General features: G+C 57.4%; 15 protein-coding genes. 13 read left to right on the top strand and 2 right to left on the bottom strand.

Annotation, left to right across the window (positions count from 1 at the left end; translation table 11 throughout):
• Positions 1-58: 58 nt before the first annotated feature.
• Positions 59-1,513 (bottom strand): metal ABC transporter solute-binding protein, Zn/Mn family, encoded by a 1,455-nt coding sequence (locus EKD05_RS10020; RefSeq protein ID WP_129672297.1) that lies wholly within the window; start codon positions 1,511-1,513, stop codon positions 59-61.
• Positions 1,514-1,778: 265 nt separating this feature from the next.
• On the opposite strand from EKD05_RS10020, the gene EKD05_RS10015 reads away from it, so the two are divergent.
• Together EKD05_RS10015 and topA are read left to right on the top strand one after the other, a co-directional pair.
• Entirely contained in the window at positions 1,779-2,240 is a 462-nt protein-coding gene (locus EKD05_RS10015) for a Fur family transcriptional regulator (protein WP_240695718.1), read from the top strand.
• Between the two features lie 270 nt (positions 2,241-2,510).
• Entirely contained in the window at positions 2,511-4,925 is a 2,415-nt protein-coding gene (topA, locus tag EKD05_RS10010) for a type I DNA topoisomerase (RefSeq protein ID WP_129672296.1), read from the top strand.
• A gap of 58 nt (positions 4,926-4,983) precedes the next feature.
• On the opposite strand, the gene EKD05_RS10005 is transcribed toward topA, so the two are convergent.
• Complete coding sequence (locus EKD05_RS10005) at positions 4,984-6,060, bottom strand: inositol-3-phosphate synthase (RefSeq protein ID WP_129672351.1); 1,077 nt, start codon at positions 6,058-6,060, stop codon at positions 4,984-4,986.
• 116 nt (positions 6,061-6,176) lie between these two features.
• Here EKD05_RS10005 and EKD05_RS10000 point away from each other — a divergent pair, with 116 nt between their 5' ends.
• The 11 genes from EKD05_RS10000 to EKD05_RS09945 all read left to right on the top strand — a co-directional run bounded on the left by EKD05_RS10000 (position 6,177) and on the right by EKD05_RS09945 (position 18,211).
• A complete protein-coding gene (locus EKD05_RS10000; RefSeq protein ID WP_165360671.1) occupies positions 6,177-6,641 on the top strand; it encodes a chemotaxis protein CheW in 465 nt (154 codons plus the stop codon).
• A 98-nt stretch (positions 6,642-6,739) separates the two neighbouring features.
• On the top strand, positions 6,740-7,141 hold the full coding sequence (locus tag EKD05_RS09995; protein ID WP_129672294.1) for a chemotaxis protein CheW: 402 nt from the start codon (positions 6,740-6,742) through the stop codon (positions 7,139-7,141).
• Positions 7,142-7,169: 28 nt separating this feature from the next.
• On the top strand, positions 7,170-8,651 hold the full coding sequence (locus EKD05_RS09990; RefSeq protein WP_129672293.1) for a methyl-accepting chemotaxis protein: 1,482 nt from the start codon (positions 7,170-7,172) through the stop codon (positions 8,649-8,651).
• A gap of 8 nt (positions 8,652-8,659) precedes the next feature.
• Positions 8,660-10,933: a hybrid sensor histidine kinase/response regulator gene (locus tag EKD05_RS09985; protein WP_129672292.1), complete on the top strand. Its 2,274-nt coding sequence runs from the start codon at positions 8,660-8,662 to the stop codon at positions 10,931-10,933.
• Between the two features lie 39 nt (positions 10,934-10,972).
• Complete coding sequence (locus EKD05_RS09980) at positions 10,973-11,332, top strand: PleD family two-component system response regulator (protein WP_129672291.1); 360 nt, start codon at positions 10,973-10,975, stop codon at positions 11,330-11,332.
• A gap of 19 nt (positions 11,333-11,351) precedes the next feature.
• Complete coding sequence (gene cheB / locus EKD05_RS26685; RefSeq protein WP_165360670.1) at positions 11,352-12,548, top strand: chemotaxis-specific protein-glutamate methyltransferase CheB; 1,197 nt, start codon at positions 11,352-11,354, stop codon at positions 12,546-12,548.
• Positions 12,549-12,571: 23 nt separating this feature from the next.
• Positions 12,572-14,086: a CheR family methyltransferase gene (locus tag EKD05_RS09965; RefSeq protein ID WP_129672290.1), complete on the top strand. Its 1,515-nt coding sequence runs from the start codon at positions 12,572-12,574 to the stop codon at positions 14,084-14,086.
• A gap of 32 nt (positions 14,087-14,118) precedes the next feature.
• The gene (locus tag EKD05_RS09960; RefSeq protein WP_129672289.1) at positions 14,119-15,699 is read left to right on the top strand and encodes a lipopolysaccharide assembly protein LapB; all 1,581 of its coding nucleotides are present in this window, start codon (positions 14,119-14,121) and stop codon (positions 15,697-15,699) included.
• A 119-nt stretch (positions 15,700-15,818) separates the two neighbouring features.
• Positions 15,819-16,172: a response regulator gene (locus EKD05_RS09955; RefSeq protein ID WP_240695716.1), complete on the top strand. Its 354-nt coding sequence runs from the start codon at positions 15,819-15,821 to the stop codon at positions 16,170-16,172.
• A 21-nt stretch (positions 16,173-16,193) separates the two neighbouring features.
• On the top strand, positions 16,194-17,306 hold the full coding sequence (locus EKD05_RS09950; RefSeq protein WP_129672287.1) for a glycosyltransferase: 1,113 nt from the start codon (positions 16,194-16,196) through the stop codon (positions 17,304-17,306).
• Positions 17,303-18,211 (top strand): hypothetical protein, encoded by a 909-nt coding sequence (locus EKD05_RS09945; protein ID WP_129672286.1) that lies wholly within the window; start codon positions 17,303-17,305, stop codon positions 18,209-18,211. Before EKD05_RS09950 ends, EKD05_RS09945 begins: the two co-directional genes overlap by 4 nt.
• Positions 18,212-18,238: the final 27 nt, after the last annotated feature.

The following is an 18,238-nucleotide window of genomic DNA, read 5'->3' as shown; positions in this document are numbered from 1 at the left end:
TTGGAACGCCATCATCAAGACCTGTGAGGTCTCTTTTCGCCCAAGCGGGCACACCCCCCTACTCGGCCAACGCATTGACAATCGTGGTGACATTGTGCTGGATCATCGCCACATATGTGCCCGCAGGCCCCTCCGGCTGGCTAAGGGCATCGGTATGCAGGTCAGTCACCAGTGTCACCCCGGCTTCGCGGGCGATTGTCTCCATCAACGTCGGATTCGACACATTGTCGGCAAAGATAGCCGGCACGCCGACAGCGCGAATTTCATTGACCAGCGCAGCAAGATCACCCGCTGAAGGATCGGCATTTTCGGTCGTGGTGCCAAGCGCCGTGCCGACAACCGTGAACTCGTAGCGATCGGCAAAGTAAGCAAAGGTATCGTGGGTTGTGACCAGTTTGCGTGCTTCAACCGGCAGCCGACTCACTTCGGCCTGGACAAACGCATCCAGCGCGGTCAGTTCCGCCAGATAACGTTCGGTATTGAGTTGATAGGTATCCGCGTTGGTCGGATCAGCCTCGCTCAAGGCATCGCGGATCACTTCAACCATCAGCATCGCATTATTGGGATCTTGCCAGATATGCGGATCGTACTCACCATGGCTGTGTCCATGATCATCTTCATGTCCAGCCTCGCTGTCGCTATGCTCTTCACCCCGCTCCCAGACAAGCGCGAGTGGTGTTGGGGCCTGCGAGCCAAACTGCACAAAATAGCTTCCAGGCTCAAGATCAAAGGTATAGACAATCTTGACCGCATCGCATCCTTCGGTGATCGGCGCAACGTTCTCAGGAGCGAGCGGTGTGGTGCCTGCCAAAAGCGTCAGGTTCGCATCGCTGCCCAAAAAGAAAAGCACATCACCGTCACGGTCTTGCTCAAACACGACAAAGCCCGCGCCATTGCTCAACGTAAGGTCGTAGCGCGTATGATCATCCGGCATCACCGCCGTCGCCTCGGCGGCAGTTGTCGCCGCAGTCACCGCCACCGGGTCATCGCCAAAGTGCTGGCAAGCATGGGCCAGGCCATCGTCGTGCGCGTGCTCTTCATCGTGCGCGCTATGCCCCTCGCCAGCAGGCAGCGGCGTCACCCGCTCGGCAAGCTCGACCCGTGGTGCCTGCGACCCTGATGCTTCATAGAGCGCATCAAACCAGGTTTCAAATTCCAGACCATTCTCAATAATCAGATCCGCCCCAGCTAGGGTCACACTATCTTGAGGCACCGGCTGGTAGACATGCGGGTCACTATCCGGTCCAACCAGCACCGTCAAGTCAATCAGATCACCGGCCACATTCGTAACTAGATCCCCAAGAATGCTAAAGGTTGCCACAACCTTGAGCTTTGAGGAAGCATCGGTCGGCGGTGTTGTCGCCTCGGTACCTGGTGCGGCCTCAGTCACTGCGGTCGGTGCAGTCGTTGGTGACTGTGCGGCTGGCGAAGCGCCACACGCAGCGAGCAAGAACGCCAATACCACCAAGAGACTCACCACTGCTCGTCGTTTGCTCCACAAAAGCATCTGCATACCCCTCAATCTTTTCTATCCTCACAGACCTCACAGGTCTTCAAGACCGGTGAGATCTTCAGGGTGACAAGGTTCATCCGTCCGCAACATCATCATATATTGAGATATTGTATCAACACTACCTGACATAGAGTATCATTTGCAGGGTAAATTGTCAAGAATGATAGGGTGTATCATTTAATTGTGTTACAATCAGCCCTGGGAGCTAGTTCCTCATTTCCTCGCTCCTATTTCCTATTTGCTATTTCCTTCTTTCAAGAGGCATATGATGAGTCGTCTGCTCAAACAGCAACAAGCGCTCCTCCCTGCCCCAGCCCACGAGCTCGCTGAACAGATGGCTGAGGCCGGGTACAAAGTGACTCAACCACGCCTCGCTGTCTTGCGGGCGGCTGTTGCGCTCGATAAAGCGTTTACGGTGCATGAACTTGAACAGTGGTTGTTGGAACGCAACGAGTCGCCCGGCATCGCCAGTATCTTTCGTACCGTCAAGCTCCTTTGTGATCTTGAACTCTTTCAGCGGATCCACGGTCTCGAAGATTGTCACCGCTACAGCATTAGCGGGGGCCACGCGCATCATCTGATTTGCGTCTCGTGTGGGGCGCTCAAGAGCTTCGATAACTGTGGGTTACGCGATCTCATCACGACGCTCGAGCAGCAAACGGGGTACCACATCAACGATCATGTGCTCGAACTCTTTGGGCACTGCCCGCGTTGTTTGACGGTGTAATGTTCCCACACAGGGCGATTGCATCATACAAAACCGGAGACAAAAAGACGCTCTCTCAGGGCACCCGCAAGGGGTGCCCCTACCGGCCGGGGGCTGGATCCGGTGGACGGGCACCCCTTGCGGGTGCCCTGGCGGGGTGCATACACGGAAGATGCCATCGCCCTGATGTCCCCACAACCGGCTATTGACAAGGATGGGTAGCCCGCGTATAGTGCTATAGCGAATTGCGTGCCGCAGTTTGTTACTATTCTTGGCTTAGCCTGGGGCGCTATGGGAGACAAACTTGTTATCGTCGAGTCGCCGTCGAAGGCGAAGACGATCCAGAAATATCTTGGTCGTGGGTATCGGGTCACTTCGAGTATGGGCCATGTGCGCGATTTGCCCAAGAGTGATCTGGCGATTGATGTCGAGCACAATTTTCAACCCGTCTATGAGGTAACCAAAGAGAAGGTCGTCAACGAATTGCGCCAGGCGATGCGCAACGCCGATGCGATCTATCTCGCGACTGACCCCGATCGTGAGGGTGAGGCGATTGCGTGGCATATTACCGAGGCGATCAAGCCCGGGCGTACGCCCGTGCATCGCGTTGTCTTTCAAGAGATTACGCGCAATGCGGTGCAACAGGCGCTCGATCATCCCCGTGCGATTGATGAGAATCTGGTCAATGCCCAGCAAGCGCGCCGGGTGCTCGATCGGCTCGTCGGCTATCAGTTGAGTCCCTTGCTCTGGGATAAGGTCAAGCGCGGGCTTTCCGCTGGCCGGGTGCAGTCAGTCGCGGTGCGCCTGATTGTTGAACGTGAGCAAGAGGTCGAGAGCTTTGTGCCCGTTGAGTACTGGACGATCGAGGCTGATCTGCTCAAGACCGGGGGGACGGCCCCGCGCGATGCGTTCCGTGCGACCTTGATTGAGCGCGCCGGCAAGAAACTCGATAAGTTCGCGGTGCCCGATAAGGCGCAGGCCGATGCGATTGTGACTGACCTCGACCGCGCCTCCTATCGCGTGGTCAAGGTGACCCGCAAAGATAAGCGCCGCAGCCCCGCCCCGCCCTTTACAACCTCGACCCTCCAGCAAGAGGCCGGACGCAAACTCGGGTTCAGTGCCAAAAAGACGATGATGCTCGCGCAGCGTCTCTATGAGGGGATCGATCTCGGGGGCAACGAGGGGGTCAGTGGCCTGATTACCTATATGCGTACCGATAGTACCAATGTGGCCGGTGAAGCGCAAGCCGAGGCGCGGCGCTTGATCGAAAGCCGCTTTGGGCGCGACTATCTGCCCGACAAGCCCCCCGTTTACAAAACCAAGGCGAAAGGAGCCCAAGAGGCGCACGAGGCGATCCGTCCGACAAGTAGTGAGCGGGCTCCCGAGCAGGTCAGCGCGATCCTCGAACGCGATCTCTTCCGGCTCTACGAGTTGATCTGGAAGCGCTTTGTCGCCTCGCAGATGGCTCCGGCGATCTTTGATAGTACGACCGTTGATCTTGGGGCCTGGACACCGACAACGCCAACCGGCAATGCCCCCTATCTCTTCCGGGCAACCGGCTCGGTGCTCAAGTTCCCCGGTTTTCTCGCGGTCTACAATGTTAGCCTTGATGAGGGCGAAGAGGACGAAGATAGCGAGCGCCGTTTGCCCGCCCTGGTCGAACAGGACGCCCTCGATCTGCTCGAACTTCTGCCCATCCAGCATTTCACCGAGCCGTTGCCCCGCTTTACCGAGGCAAGCCTGGTCAAAGAGCTTGAGCGCCTTGGCATTGGGCGGCCTTCCACCTATGCTTCGATTATTTCAACCATCCAGGAACGTGATTATGTGACGGCTGCCGACAAAAAGTTGATCCCAACGACCCTCGGGCGCGTCGTCACCGAGCTCCTTGTGCTCCACTTTCCTAATATTGTTGACTACGATTTTACGTCGGCCCTTGAACAGCAACTTGATGATATTGCCGACGGATCAAAAGCTTGGGTGCCTGTCCTGCACGAATTTTATGCGCCGTTTCAAAAGACCCTCGCTGATGCGAAGGTTGAGATGCGCAATCTCAAGCGCGAAGAGATTGTCACCGATCTCCAGTGTCCCAAGTGTCAACAGGGTTTGCTCGCCATCAAGTTCGGCCGCAATGGTGAGTTCCTGGCCTGTACCCGGTACAGCAAAGATGGTGGTCCAGATTCGTGTGACTTCACCAGTGATTTTCATCGCGATAGTGATGGCAAAATCGTCCTTGATAAAGCCAGCGCCCCCGAAACCAGCGATGTGATGTGCAATCTCTGTGGGCGGCCAATGGTCATCAAGAAGAGTCGCTTTGGGCCCTTCCTCGGCTGTTCTGGCTATCCCGAGTGCAGCAATACGCGGCGCCTCGGCAAAGACGGCAAGCCTGTGCCCCTGCCCGAGCCGACCGGTGTGGCCTGCCCCAAGTGTCACGAGGGCGAGCTGCTGCGGCGCCGGGGGCGCTTTGGGCGGCCCTTCTTTGGCTGCTCGCGCTATCCAAAGTGCGACTATCTGACCAACAGCCTCGAAGAGATGGCCCCGGTCGAAGCGACACCAGTGCAGGCCGCGGGCAAAGAGAAGGCCACCAAGAAAACAACCGCGACAAAAAAGGCGGTCACGAGCAAAAAGACAACGACCAGCAAAAAGGCGGCCACGAGCAAAAAGACAACGAGCACAAAAAAAGAGCCGCCCCGTAAGAAAAGCGCCTGAGGAGGCCTCTTCGCACCAACACCTGCGCCGGGCTCGCCCGGCGCAGGTGCTTGTCTTCTTATCCCTCACCACGAGCAAACTGCTCGGTCAGCTCGCGCGCTTCATAATCGGTGTATTGCTTGGGCGGGGTCTTCATAAAATAACTGCTCGGGCCATAGAGGGCACCACCAAGGCCACGATCAAGCGCCAATTTGGCACAACGGATCGCGTCAATCACGACCCCGGCTGAATTGGGCGAATCCCAGACTTCGAGCTTTAACTCAACGTTGAGCGGCACATCCCCAAAGGTCGTGCCCTCCATCCGAATATAGGCCCATTTGCGGTCGCCCAGCCACGGCACATAATCGCTCGGGCCGACATGCACCGAGGCCTCCGGGAGTTCATAGTTCAACTGGCTCGTCACGGCGTTGGTCTTGCTGATCTTCTTGCTCTCGAGCCGCTCACGTTCGAGCATATTCAAAAAGTCGGTATTGCCACCAAAATTGAGTTGATAGGTGCGATCCAGCCGCACCCCACGTTCTTTGAAAAGAGTGGTCAAGACACGGTGGGTAATCGTTGCGCCCACCTGGCTCTTGATATCATCGCCAATGATTGGCAACCGCTTCTCTTCAAAACGGCGCCGCCAGTACTCCTGGCTGGCAATAAAGACGGGCACGCAATTGATAAAGGCACAGCCAGCCTCAAGGATCTGCTCGACATACCATTTTGTGGCCATTTCGCTGCCCACCGGCAGGTACGAGATGACGACATCCGTTTTGGTCTGCTTGAGAATGCCAACAATATCATCGGTATCACGTGGTGACTTGGTAATGACCTGACTCAAATATTTGCCAATCCCATCGTGGGTCATGCCCCGCGACACGGGCACCCCGAGGTGCGGTACTTTGCTAAAAACATAGGTATTGTTTGGCTCAGCAAAAATCGCTTCTGAGAGATCTTGGTCAACTTTGGTATCAGCAATATCAAAGGCCGCCGAAAATTCGATATCGCTAATGTGATACCCGCCCATCGTTACATGCATCAGCCCTGGAATATCATCGCCCTCGCGGGCCTCACGGTAATAGTGAATGCCTTGCACAAGCGACGAGGCACAGTTCCCAACGCCAATAATCGCGACCCGGATCTTCTTGTTCACAGAATGCATACCTTTCTCATCAAACCTCATACCAGCTATGGTATCTTTTATGGTAACGCAACATGATACAGCGCCTGAACTGCCTTGGCAAGTCTGCAAAGGAAGCGATCTTCATAATGAATCAGAACGAAGCCGACGTACTCGCCGAGATCCAGGAATACCTGGTGGTCAATCTGGCCGACGAGCTTTATGCCATCCCCGGGATTGCGGTACGCGAAGTCATGCGCTGGCAAGCCCCAACGAGTGTCCCCGGAGCGCCTGCGCTCATGCCTGGGCTGATTAGTCAGCGCGGCGTGATTTTTCCCGTGATCGATCTGCGCCTGATGCTTGGTCTGACGCTGACCCCCACAACCCGTGCGACCCGCCTGGTGCTGGTCGAGCACGACGCCACGAGGATGGCCCTGCTCGTCGATACCGTCGTCGATCTTGTGCCCCTGACCGCCAAGAGCATCACGCCGCCACCGGCGGCCCTTGAGGCCCAACGGGTACGTCTGCTCGCCGGAGTCACCACCCTTAAAGGAGCAACCCTGGCGGTGCTCAACCTTGGCGCACTGGTCGTGGCCCTCCACGACACACTCTGAAGCACACCCTGGTGCCTGTTTCGTTCGTTCGCTCAGTATCATAGAGAGTAACAGTGAGGGTACGCGCACGACCCTGGTTGAGTGAGGCGAAAGCTATCATGCTCCTGCTTGAGATCCATATTGCTGACCAGTGCTACCTGGCCCCGCAAACCCACGTCGATCACCTGAGCCAGTTGCTGCCAACGATGGCCCCTGAGCAAGATGCTCGTGGTCGTCCGATGCTGCATGCTGAACTTGGGGCGTTGCTTGGTCATCAAGCGAAGGAAAAGCCCGACCGATACCATGCCTTGACGATTACCCTGCGTCGCCGCACCGTGCTCTTGCTGGTCGATCGGGTTGACCGCCTGACGCAGCCAGAAGAGGTGCTTCCCTTGCCCGCGCTGATGCGCAAACACCTCGCTCGTCCGTGGTTTACCGGGGCTGTGATCCTTGAACAGCGCCTGCTCCTTGTGCTTGATCTGCAGCGCATTGCGACCGATGTCGCGCTCGGAGTTGCGTGAGATCGTGTCTTGATCGGGAATGAAACCTATGCAAACGACAGCAACTGTGGGAAGGTTTGACCATCAGGAAGAAGACGAGAAGATCGTCCTGCTCCTTGATCACCAGAGCATGATGCATCTGTTAAACGCGAGCGGCTTTTCGCTCTCGATCGTCTTTCTCTTTTCGCTGGGTTTTCTGTGGAATTCGGCAAGCATTGGACAGGTGACGGTCTGGATTGTGGCGGTGCTGATCATTGTTTCGCTGGTAATGTATGTCGCGGCCTTTTTCCTTATCCGGAACCGGAGTACCGTCCTGGGACGACGCATCCTTTTCTATGCAATGATTATCTGTTCAACGATTGGTGTCATCCTGTTCGGTGGGCCACTTGGCCCGCTCGCGTTTATGTTTCTGGTGCCCGTAATTAGCGCAGGCTTGCTGGGCAACGGGCGCGATAGTTTTTTTGTCGCCGCAGCGACGCTGGTCATCTATATGGTGCTGTTCATTACCCAGACCAGGAACCTCTACACGCCCCTCCATCTTTCACCGGCGGTCAATGCAGTTATTTTCAGTTTGACGGGCTGTTTCATCGCCTATATGTCGGGCATGAGTGGCCGCGATCTGGCGATGGTCGTCGCCCAGTCACAGCAGCGGGCGCAGCAGTTGATCGAGAAGACCGATCAATTGATGCAAAAGAATATCCAGCAAATCGAACTGGGCAGTGAACTCGCTGCTGCCGCAGGCGAGTTGCAAGTTGCCTCGCAATCGCAGGCGAGCGGCGCGACCGATCAGGCGAGCGCCGTGTCTGAGGTTTCGACGACGATTGAGCAACTCGGCAGCACGGCCCGTCAGATTGCCCAATTGGCCGACCATGTCTCGCAAGCCGCCCAACAGACGCTCGAAAATCTGAGCAGTGGGCAGGATGCCGTTGATGAGAGCATTCAAGCTATGGAACGCATTCGTGGCCGGGTGTCGGATGTCTCGAACCGCGTGCTCAGCCTCGGCGAGCGTTCGCAGCAGATCGGCGAGATTATTGACCTGATTGACGATATCTCTGACGAGACCCATCTGCTTGCCCTCAATGCGGCGATCGAGGCGGCAGGGGCCGGTGAACACGGGCGACGCTTTGCCGTGGTCGCCGCTGAAGTCAAGAGTCTGGCCAATCGAACGCTGGCGGCAGCACGCGAAGTCAAAGGGGTGATTGCCGAGATCCGCCAGGCTACCTCGGCCTCGGTGCTGGCCTCGGAAGAGGGGAGCAAAGAGGTAGAACGAGGGGTCGAACTCGCCCATCGCGCCGGCCAGACGATGGACAATATCGTGATGGTCGCCGAACGAACGGTGCAGAGTGCCGCCGAGATTGGCCTGGCGACTGCGCAACAGCAGAGTGCCAGCGAGCAGGTGGTCGAAACAATGCGCGAGATCGCTGAGGTGGCCCGCCAGACGGCCCTTGGCTCGCGGCAAATGGCGGAAGCGGCTGTTACGCTGACCTCGATTGCCGATCGCCTTCACGGCATTGTGGCGAATGAAAAGTAGTAACCGCTATGGATCTGTCGAGTTTCTATCATCAATTTCGTGAAGAGAGCGTCGAGAATGTCCGTGTTCTCGGTGAGGGCTTGTTGAGCCTAGAGCAAGCCACTGATCCGGGCGCGCAACAGGCGACGATTGCCCAGATCTTTCGCGCTATGCATACGATTAAGGGTTCGGCCCGCATGCTCGGGTTTGATGAGGTCGGCCGGTTGGCCCACGAGCTCGAGACCGTGCTGGGCGAGATGCGCCAGGGCAAACGTGCGCTGGAACGCCCGCTCGCCAATGCCTTGCTGCGCAGCGGCGATGCCATCCTCGCGATGATCAATGCCACGATCGAGGCTCGCCCATGTCCCGTGGATGTGGATGAACTCATTGGTGGTCTGGGCGGCGCACCGCCCGACGCAGCGCCAATCGCCATGCCGCCAACGGCTGCGCCTGCCGCTCCACCCGCACCTGCCGCACCGCCACCTCCCCCACGCGAACTTCCGACCAATGCCACGCCCCCTCCATCAACAACCGTGCCCTTAAGCCGTGTTGTCAATCAGCGTTATCAGAACCAACCGACGATTCGGGTACGGGTCGACCGCCTGGATCGGATGCTCAACCTTGCCGGCGAACTGGTTATCAGCCAGCAGAGCCTGGCAAATCATGGCGAGCAGTGGCAAGGACTGCAAAACAAATGCGCGCAACAACAAGCTGCGATGCTTGCGCTTGAAGAAGCCCTGGAAAGCATGCCTCTGACGGGAGGGCAACGCAAACAACTCGATCAGCACCTGGGGAACTTGCATGCTATCAGCCACGAAGTCCGTGGGCTGATCCATCAAGAGAGTGATCGCGTCATGCGCCACACCAACCAGCACGCCCAACTAGTCAAAGATCTCGAACAAGAAGTCATGCGTGCCCGGCTCTTGCCCATCGCGACGGTCTATGCCGGGTTGCCACGCGCCGTCCGTGATCTCACGCAGACAACCGGCCACGAGGCTCGGATCGAATTGTACGGCGAGACCGTTGAGCTTGATCGCAAAGTCCTGGAATTGATCAACGACCCACTCCTGCATATCGTGCGCAACGCGGTTGATCATGGCATCGAACCTCCCGCCGAACGTGAGGCGGCAGGCAAAACACCCTACGGCTTGATCGAAGTGCGCGCCGAAACGCTTGGCGGCAAAGTAAGAATCGTTATCAGTGATGATGGGCGAGGCATGGATCCGCAACGCCTGCGTGAGCGCGCCGTGCGGCTCGGTATGCTCGCGGCTGAGGCAGCCGCACTGATGCCCGATAACGAAGCCTTCGAACTGATTTTTCAACCCGGGTTTTCGACGGCAGCGCAGATTACCGAGATCTCGGGGCGGGGCGTAGGGATGGATGTCGTGCGCGCCAATCTGACCGATCTCGGTGGACAGGTCGAAGTCGAGTCGACACTTGGCCACGGGAGTCGCATCATTCTTACGTTGCCCTTGACCCTCGTCACGACCCGTATTTTGCTGGTACGCGCGGGGCAGTCAATCTTTGCGCTGCCAGCCACCAGTTGTTATGGTACCATCTGGGCTTATCACAACGAGATCCGCTCGCTTGAGGGCCAGCCAACGATCCTGGTTGAAGAGCGCACGCTCGCCCTGATCGCCCTGGCTGAACTGCTCGGTCTGTCAGAACCGTCGCCGTTCAGCCGCCACAGCCGTGTCCCAGCCATTATCACGGGGAGCAGCCAGCGCCCCGTTGCGCTGCTGGTGGATGAACTGGTCGACGAGCGTGAAGCCGTGGTCAAACCCCTTGGACCCTTGTTCGAGAAGCACCAACACTTCGGTGGGGCCATTCAGCTTGGTGACGGCACCCTGGTGCTGTTGCTCAATCCCGTCCAGGTCATCCAGAGCAAACGGAGCAACATCGTTGTCAGCCAGGCCCCAGTCCTCCAGCGTTCACGGTTGCTCGTGGTGGATGACTCGTTTACCACTAGAGAATTGATCTGCAGCATTTTGCAATCGGCAGGGTATGAGGTAACGCCAGCCGTTGATGGCGCGGATGCCCTCGGACGCTTGCAGCAGCAACCCTACGATCTCGTTGTGAGTGACATCGAAATGCCACGCGTGGACGGTTTTGGGCTGACCAGCAAGATCCGGGCGAATCCAACCACGAGTCGCCTCCCAGTCATCCTGATTACGAGCCTGGCCTCAGAAGAGCATCGCCGCCGCGGGCTGGAGGCAGGCGCACAGGCCTATATTGTGAAGAGTCAGTTCAATCAAGAGAGCCTGCTTGATGTGGTGCAGCAACTGCTTGACACCACAAAGTGACCATCCATGCCGACCAGAAGAGCACTATAAGGAGGATTCATGACACACAAGATTCTTGTCGTTGATGACAGCAAACTCATTACCGATATTGTCAAGATGCGCCTGGAAATGTTTGGGTACACTGTTTGCCTAGCTGGCAGCGGCGAAGAAGCCCTGACCATGATCGAAGAAGAAGTCCCTGATCTGATGGTGCTTGATGTTCAGATGCCGGGCATTGACGGCTTTGAAGTCTGCCGCCGTGTGCGCAGCAGACCAGAGCTTGATGAACTACGCATCATTATGTTAACTTCTAGTGATGAAAAACATGCCGCCTTTGAGGTAGGAGTTGACGATTATCTTAACAAGGATGTCGAGCTCTTCAATCTCCCCAATCGCATCAAGCTGGTGCTTGAGATGTAACCCAGAAATCGGGTTCTTTATGAACAAAACCTTGCGCATTCTGATCGTTGATGACTCAGCCCTGGCGCGCAGGCTGCTCCGCGAACTCCTGGAAAGCGATCCGCTGGTCGAGGTCGTGGGTGAAGCGTGCAATGGGCGTGAAGCGATTGAGAAGGTTGTGGCGTTGCATCCAGATCTCGTCACGATGGATGTGCGGATGCCAATCATGGATGGGGTCGAGACCACCCGCCAGCTCATGGCCTACCATCCGCTCCCAATCCTTGTCCTGACAACCTCACTCAGTAGTTATGATATTGACATTACCTTCCAGATGCTCGGTGCGGGGGCCCTTGATGTGATGGAGAAACCGCGGCTTGATCAACCAGGGGCGCTCGAAGAGGCACGGCGATCACTCGTACGCAAGGTGCGCATGCTCGCCCGGATCCAAGTCGTGACCCACCTGCGAGGGCGGCGCGGCAAGCAGAGTGACACCTATGTCGTGCCAACCGAAACATCCGCAGCTGCACCCGAGAAACCCGCGCTGCCAGTGCCTGCCAAACTATTGCCACAGCCAGGGGCGAGCGGATCGCCACCATTCAAGCCCGTGGCACCGCTCGCCGCAGGAACACCACTACACACGATGATCCCCATGCGAAGTGCGGCGTGTCGTTTTGATGCCGTGGTGATCGGGGCCTCAACTGGCGGCCCACGGGTGGTCTGCCAGATCCTGGCGCGCCTGCCCGGTGACTTTGCAGCAACCGTGATTGTGGTGCAACATATCGCGCAGGGGTTCAGTACCGGCATGGCTGAATGGCTCAGCGATCAGCTTACGTTGCCGGTTCACCTTGCCACCGAAGGGATACGCCTGCAAGCAGGCCATGTCTTTCTGGTTCCTGATCAGTTTGATCTGCTCATTCAGCCGAATTGTAGCGTTCATCTAAGTGGCTTGCCTCTGTTGATGCAACGTCCGGCCGTTGATATCGCGATGCAGTCGGTTGTTGCCGTCTTTGGGGCAGCGACCACCGGCGTATTGTTAACAGGGATGGGGCGTGATGGTGCCATCGGCATGCGCACGATCCGGCGTGCCGGCGGGCTTACGATTGCCCAGGATCAAGCAACATCGACCATCTTTGGCATGCCACGGGCGGCCATCGAACTTGGGGCAGCCGATCTCGTGTTGCCCCCTGAACGCATTGCAGCCACGTTGATCAAGCGCTTTGCCCCAGGGCCTCAATGACCATGGCCAAGAGAGTGGAACCTATGAACCCGGCGCTGGCGCGAACCGAACCACTTAAGCAACCTGATCCCGTGCTCCTGCGGGACATGATAGCAACCTGCTATGGTATCTATCTGGATGATACATGCACCAGAACGCTGGAAGCAGCCATTCAACAACGGAGTAGCACGCTTGGTATGTCGGCTGAGCGTTATGCGAAGCAACTCACCAAGCAACCTGATGAGCAAGAGTTCCAACTCCTCACGGAAGAATTGCTCAATCACGAAACGCAGTTTTTTCGCAACCGACCGCATATGCAGGCGCTCCGTGACGTCATCTTGCCCGAGTTGCATCAACGCCTGCCCCCCGGTCAACCGCTACGTCTCTGGAGTGCTGGCTGTGCGACGGGCGAAGAGGCCTATTCACTGGCAATTACCGTGCTTGAAGCGTTTGGCGAACCATTACCCCGCCCCGTCAGTATCTGGGCAACGGATCTGAGTAGCGCAGCCCTCACGCGGGCGAAAGCTGGGGTCTATAAAGGGCGGAGTCTGGCGCACCTCACCCCGCAACAACGTGTCCGCTATTTTGAAGCCCACGGGGCTGAATTAACGGTTGCCTCGCGGGTACGCCGCCTCGTTCAATTTGAGCAATTCAATCTACTCGATCCTATTCCGGCCCAGGGGCAGGGCATCGATATCCTGTTTTGTCAAAATGTCACGATCTATTTTCAAATCAATACCTGTCGCTCCCTGATGGAACGCTTTTACGATGCGCTCAATGATGGAGGCGTGCTCTTTCTTGGTTTTTCCGAGACTCTCTGGAATATTTTTAACAAGTTGCGCTGGCGTGAAGTGGGAGACTCCTTTGTCTACTACAAAGACTCCGAAAGAACAAGCGAGCAACGGTATCGCCGTACGGTATCCTTTGCCACCGATCCTGGCCCAACGTCACGCGGGTTACCTGCTCCAGCGCCAGCAAGCCAGCCAGACCTATCACGCGCAGCGCGACACCATTCACGCTCGGGCGAGCCGCACATCGATCATCGTGCGACCAGCGCCATCATTGAGCAGATCGAGGGTTTGCTTGATACCGGCCAGACGGAAGAAGCGCTAACTCGCTTGCAGAGCTTGCCCCTAGTCGGCATCGATGCGCCGCAGATCCTCGCCTTGATGGCCCGGGCGCATGCCAACCGGGGCGACTTTGAACTGGCTGGGGCCGAGGCGCATCGCGCCCTTGCGTTAAATCCCTTGACGACCGAAGCCTATCTCTTGATCGGGCTGATCTATGCGCGACAGAATCGCCACAGTGCGGCCCTGGTTCAGTTCGAACGAGCGCGGTATCTTGATAATCAATCACCCGTGCTCGCCTTTCATCTTGCCGAGTGTTATCGTCAACTGGGCCGGCGCGATGATGCCCTCCGCGAATATCGCAACTGTATGCACCAGCTAACCCTCCATCCGCCCGACAAATTGCTTGATGGCGTGGCGGCACGGTGGCTCAGGGAGACATGTCAGCATTCGATGGAAGGATTACGTCCTGAGCGCACATACAACCTGTAACCAGTGATGTGCCAGGACTGATGGAGCGCACTATGTCGGCCAGTGAACAATTGCAATTGATGCCGCTCGATCCAGGGATGTACAGCGGGAGTGAGCGTTTAATGGCCGGGACACGGCTGGGGACAGCGTATAGCCAGGGCCTGCGTGCCTATTTGCGAGCAGCGTACGATGATGCGATTGAGCATTTCAAAGCCGCCCTGATTGCGGTGTATGTTGATGGTGAAGAGCAAGCGCAGGCCTTTGCCCATGAACGCGCCATTATCTATGTGTATATTGGCAATGCACTTGCGTTTCAACACGACTGGGCCGCCGCACTACGCGGATACCGCGAAGCGGCAGAGAGCGATCCGCACCTCGCCGAAGGGCACTACAACCTGGGGGTGGCGTTTACCGTTCTCACAGAGCTTGAAGCAGCCATTGGTGCATTTCGCGCTGCCCTTGAAGCTAATCCACAGCTCTACGAAGCCCATTTTGCCCTGGCGCGCTGCTATCAGCAAGCTGATGATGCGGGGCACGCCTATATCCATTATAGCCGTGCCTGTGCGCTCCGCCCCAATGCCGCCGAACCTCGCTACCATATGGGCCGGATGCATCAGAGCCGTGGTGCATACGAGCTTGCCCAGCGCTATTTTCAAGAAGCACGGCGCGTCGAACCAACGTTTGTCCCCCCTGATCCTGAAGCCGAAACGAGAGTGCCCGTGGTGCGCAGTGACGAAGAGGTGATTGCATGGTACTATCGCCTCAGCGATGCCTTGAAACACCAGCGGTATCAAGAAGAGGCCGAACGTATCTATGGGGCGTTGCTGCAATGGCGGCCTGATGAGTATCTGGCCCACTATCATCTTGGCAATCTGCTGGCCCGTCAGCACCGCTGGCAAGAGGCCATGGAACACTATCGCACCGTGCCAGCCGAAGATAGTCGTTTTGTGGCTGCACGCCTACGGATGAGTGCGATCCTGCGCCTTCAACAGAAGACCCGCGAGGCGTATGAGCTCCTCTTTGCATGTGCCCGGCTCAATCCGAGCGAGGGACAGCTCTTTCTGCAGATGGGCAAACTCCTCTACGATATGAATTTGCCTCTGCAAGCAGTGCGGGCCTTTGAACGGGCAGTGCAGTTGTTGCCCAATGATCCTCAGGCCCACTATCTGCTCGGTTTTATGTATAACCTGCTTGGTCGTGAGAGCTGGGCGCTCGCGGCGTGGCGGAAAGCTGTCAACCTGGCCCCCGAGGCCCAATCGCTGCGTTATGACCTGGGCTATCTGTATGTACGACGTGGGTATTACGATCTGGCGGTGCGCGAATTTCAGCAAGTGCTGGCGCACTGGCCCGACGATCTTGAAACGAACTTTATCCTTGGGATCTGCCATAAGGAACTGACCGAACCCAATCGTGCGATTCCCTTTTTCGAAAAAGTCTTGCGCCGCAACCCGCGTCACGCCCAGGCACTCTATTATCTGGGGGCTTGTTATCTTCAGATTGGCAACACCTCCCTGGGGAAGGCCTATCTGCATCGGTATGATGCCCTTATGCATGGGCAAGGGTCACCTATTACGCCGCTCTCGGTGATGCGGCACAAAACGGGCATGCTCCTCTCAGACACGCGCTCGGGGTGAAAGATAGGGTTTTTGCTACAAAGAATAGTACACTTCTGCATCCTGATTGGCAGGAATATGGTATAGTTTGCAACAGGATCAACTGGGACAAGAGCGAGGCTGATGTGACGAATACGGTGATGGTTGTAGAAGACGAGCCAGCAACTCGTCGGCTCTATCGTTTTCTACTCGTGAATAGCAACTTCACAGTGCTTGAGGCCGAAGATGGTATCACCGCGCTGGAGATACTGTCAAGCAACCCCTGCGATGTCATTATCACCGATATGAATATGCCGCGCATGGGTGGCATTGAGCTAACCCGGACGCTACGCAACCAGGGTTCCGAGGCCTATATTATCATGGTCACCGCGTTTGGCTCACGCGATATCGAAAAGCAAGCGCTGCAAAGCGGGGTCAACGAGTATATGACCAAGCCAATTGATTTTGAGGATCTTGATCGGCGCGTCAAAGCCTATTTTGCCCGTCAGCCGTAACCCTGCGGGGAAAGTTCGGCTATGCATGTTGTGCAGATCTACAAAGATTACCCTCCGGTTACCGGGGGGATCGAACATCATCTGGCCCTGCTCGCCGAAGGCCTCGTGGCGCGTGGTCATCACGTGACGGTACTCGTCAGCGCCCCGGGGTTGCGCTCGCGCTCGTATGAAGAGCGAGGAGTGCGCATCATTGCCGTTGGGCGTCTGGCAACGGTCGCGTCGACCCCCCTGAGTCCTGCCCTACCACGCCAACTGGCCCGCCTGCGCCCCGATCTGATCCATCTGCACCATCCCTATCCTCCTGGCGATCTGGCGATCCGCTTGGCTGGTCGGCATTGCCCCTTTGTCGTGACCTATCATAGCGATATCATCCGCCAGCGCCGCTTGAAACTGGTCGTGGCCCCGCTGGTGCGCCATACCTTGCGCACCGCTGCCCGCATTGTAGTTGGTAGCCCGGCGTATCTGCACTCATCGCCATGGTTAGCACCAATCGCTGAACACTGCCGCGTCGTGCCTTATGGGTTACCTATCGAACAATTTGGTCAGGCTGATCAACGCCTGGTCGCCACGATCCAGGCCCGCTACCCAGGCCCAATCGTGCTCTTTGTTGGTCGGTTGCGCTACTATAAAGGGGCTGAGATCCTCGTCCGAGCTATGGCTGAAGTGTCAGGCCAGGCGGTCTTTGTCGGTGCTGATGCAACGGTGCGCCAGGCCGATCTGATCGAACTGGCGCGGCAGATCGGGGTCGCCGAACGCGTGCATTTTGTCGGTACCCAGGATGACGAGCATCTGCGTGCGTTTTATCATGCCGCGACGGTTTTTGCCCTGCCCTCGCTTGAACGAAGCGAGTCTTTTGGCCTTGTCCAGGTCGAGGCGCAAGCCGCAGGGCTGCCGATTGTCTGCACGGAACTTGGTACCGGAACCAGTTATGTGACCAGGCACGGGCAGACTGGCATTGTTGTGCCACCCGGCGATGAGCAAGCCCTGGCACGTGCCTTACGCATTTTGCTGGCGAATCCCGCCCTTGCCCAGGCCTATGGCAACGCCGGACGCCTGCGCGCCAAAGCCGAATTTGCCCTGAACACGATGCTCGATCGGATCGAAACGATCTATGCCGAGGCGATCAGGCGATGAGTCTGCGCGTACGTATCCTCGTGTGCCTGGCGATCGGGTTGGTAAGCGGAGTAATGTGCAGTCTCTATCAGGAGACCTTTGCGCGGGGGGCCGGCGATCTTGGGATGCCCTTGTGTATGGGTGAAGCTCTGCTTGCCGACGCTGATCCTTATGCTGCCTGTCGCGGCTTTCAGAGTGACGGCGTTACGCCAAATACGGCGAATCCGCTCACTACGGTAATCATTACCTTGCCACTGCTCTGGCTACCGCCTAGCATTGCTGCCGGGGTCTTTTTTGGTCTCAGTTCAGGCTTGCTCGCCTGGGCCTTGACGCGAACTGGTGACTGGTGGCGCTTGTTGACCTTGCTCGCCCTGCCCTACTGGCAGGCTATGGTGACGGTGCAATGGTCACCGCTGTTGCTGGCCGTCTGGTTCTGGCCTGCGCTGCTCGCCCTAACCCTCGCGAAACCGCATGTCGGTGCGGCGGTCGCGCTGACAACCCCGTGGCGACCCTGGCCCGTCGCAATGGGGGTGGTCATCGGCGTCGTGAGTCTGCTGGTGATGCCAACCTGGCCCTTCGCGCTGGCAGGGCGGATCGGGGCGATGGACGACTACCTGGCCCCTCTCTTGATCTTCCCTGGTTTTTTGTTGTTGCTGGCGGGGCTGCAATGGCGTACCCGTGAGGGGCGCTTTTTGTTGCTGTTGAGTTTTGTGCCACAGCGCGCCTTTTATGATCAACTCCTTGTGTTTGCGGTGCCTCGGACAATGCAGAGCCTGCTTGTCCTGGTGCTCTGTAGCTGGTTGACCTATTTTGGCTGGTTTTTCTGGCCCGGTTCGCCGCTAGCCTGGCTCATTGTGGGGCTCTATCTTCCTGCGCTTGGCATCTTGTTCGTTGACCGCTATACTCTTGCCAAGGAGAGCAGGTGATGCCTGCCAAGTGCTTCGAACGTACGA

The organism is Candidatus Chloroploca sp. Khr17, assembly GCF_004138165.1.
Lineage (GTDB): Bacteria > Chloroflexota > Chloroflexia > Chloroflexales > Chloroflexaceae > Chloroploca.
This window is presented reverse-complemented; position numbering and strand designations above follow the sequence as displayed.

Bases quoted from the DNA above. Each gene is read 5' to 3' on its own strand.
- EKD05_RS09945 (WP_129672286.1), top strand. From the start codon at position 17,303: ATGAGTCTGCGCGTACGTATCCTCGTGTGCCTGGCGATCGGGTTGGTA.
- topA (WP_129672296.1), top strand. From the start codon at position 2,511: ATGGGAGACAAACTTGTTATCGTCGAGTCGCCGTCGAAGGCGAAGACG.
- cheB (WP_165360670.1), top strand. From the start codon at position 11,352: ATGAACAAAACCTTGCGCATTCTGATCGTTGATGACTCAGCCCTGGCG.
- EKD05_RS09990 (WP_129672293.1), top strand. From the start codon at position 7,170: ATGCAAACGACAGCAACTGTGGGAAGGTTTGACCATCAGGAAGAAGAC.
- EKD05_RS09960 (WP_129672289.1), top strand. From the start codon at position 14,119: ATGTCGGCCAGTGAACAATTGCAATTGATGCCGCTCGATCCAGGGATG.
- EKD05_RS10020 (WP_129672297.1), bottom strand. From the start codon at position 1,513: ATGCAGATGCTTTTGTGGAGCAAACGACGAGCAGTGGTGAGTCTCTTG.
- EKD05_RS09985 (WP_129672292.1), top strand. From the start codon at position 8,660: ATGGATCTGTCGAGTTTCTATCATCAATTTCGTGAAGAGAGCGTCGAG.
- EKD05_RS10000 (WP_165360671.1), top strand. From the start codon at position 6,177: ATGAATCAGAACGAAGCCGACGTACTCGCCGAGATCCAGGAATACCTG.
- EKD05_RS09965 (WP_129672290.1), top strand. From the start codon at position 12,572: ATGAACCCGGCGCTGGCGCGAACCGAACCACTTAAGCAACCTGATCCC.
- EKD05_RS09955 (WP_240695716.1), top strand. From the start codon at position 15,819: ATGGTTGTAGAAGACGAGCCAGCAACTCGTCGGCTCTATCGTTTTCTA.
- EKD05_RS09980 (WP_129672291.1), top strand. From the start codon at position 10,973: ATGACACACAAGATTCTTGTCGTTGATGACAGCAAACTCATTACCGAT.
- EKD05_RS09950 (WP_129672287.1), top strand. From the start codon at position 16,194: ATGCATGTTGTGCAGATCTACAAAGATTACCCTCCGGTTACCGGGGGG.
- EKD05_RS09995 (WP_129672294.1), top strand. From the start codon at position 6,740: ATGCTCCTGCTTGAGATCCATATTGCTGACCAGTGCTACCTGGCCCCG.
- EKD05_RS10015 (WP_240695718.1), top strand. From the start codon at position 1,779: ATGATGAGTCGTCTGCTCAAACAGCAACAAGCGCTCCTCCCTGCCCCA.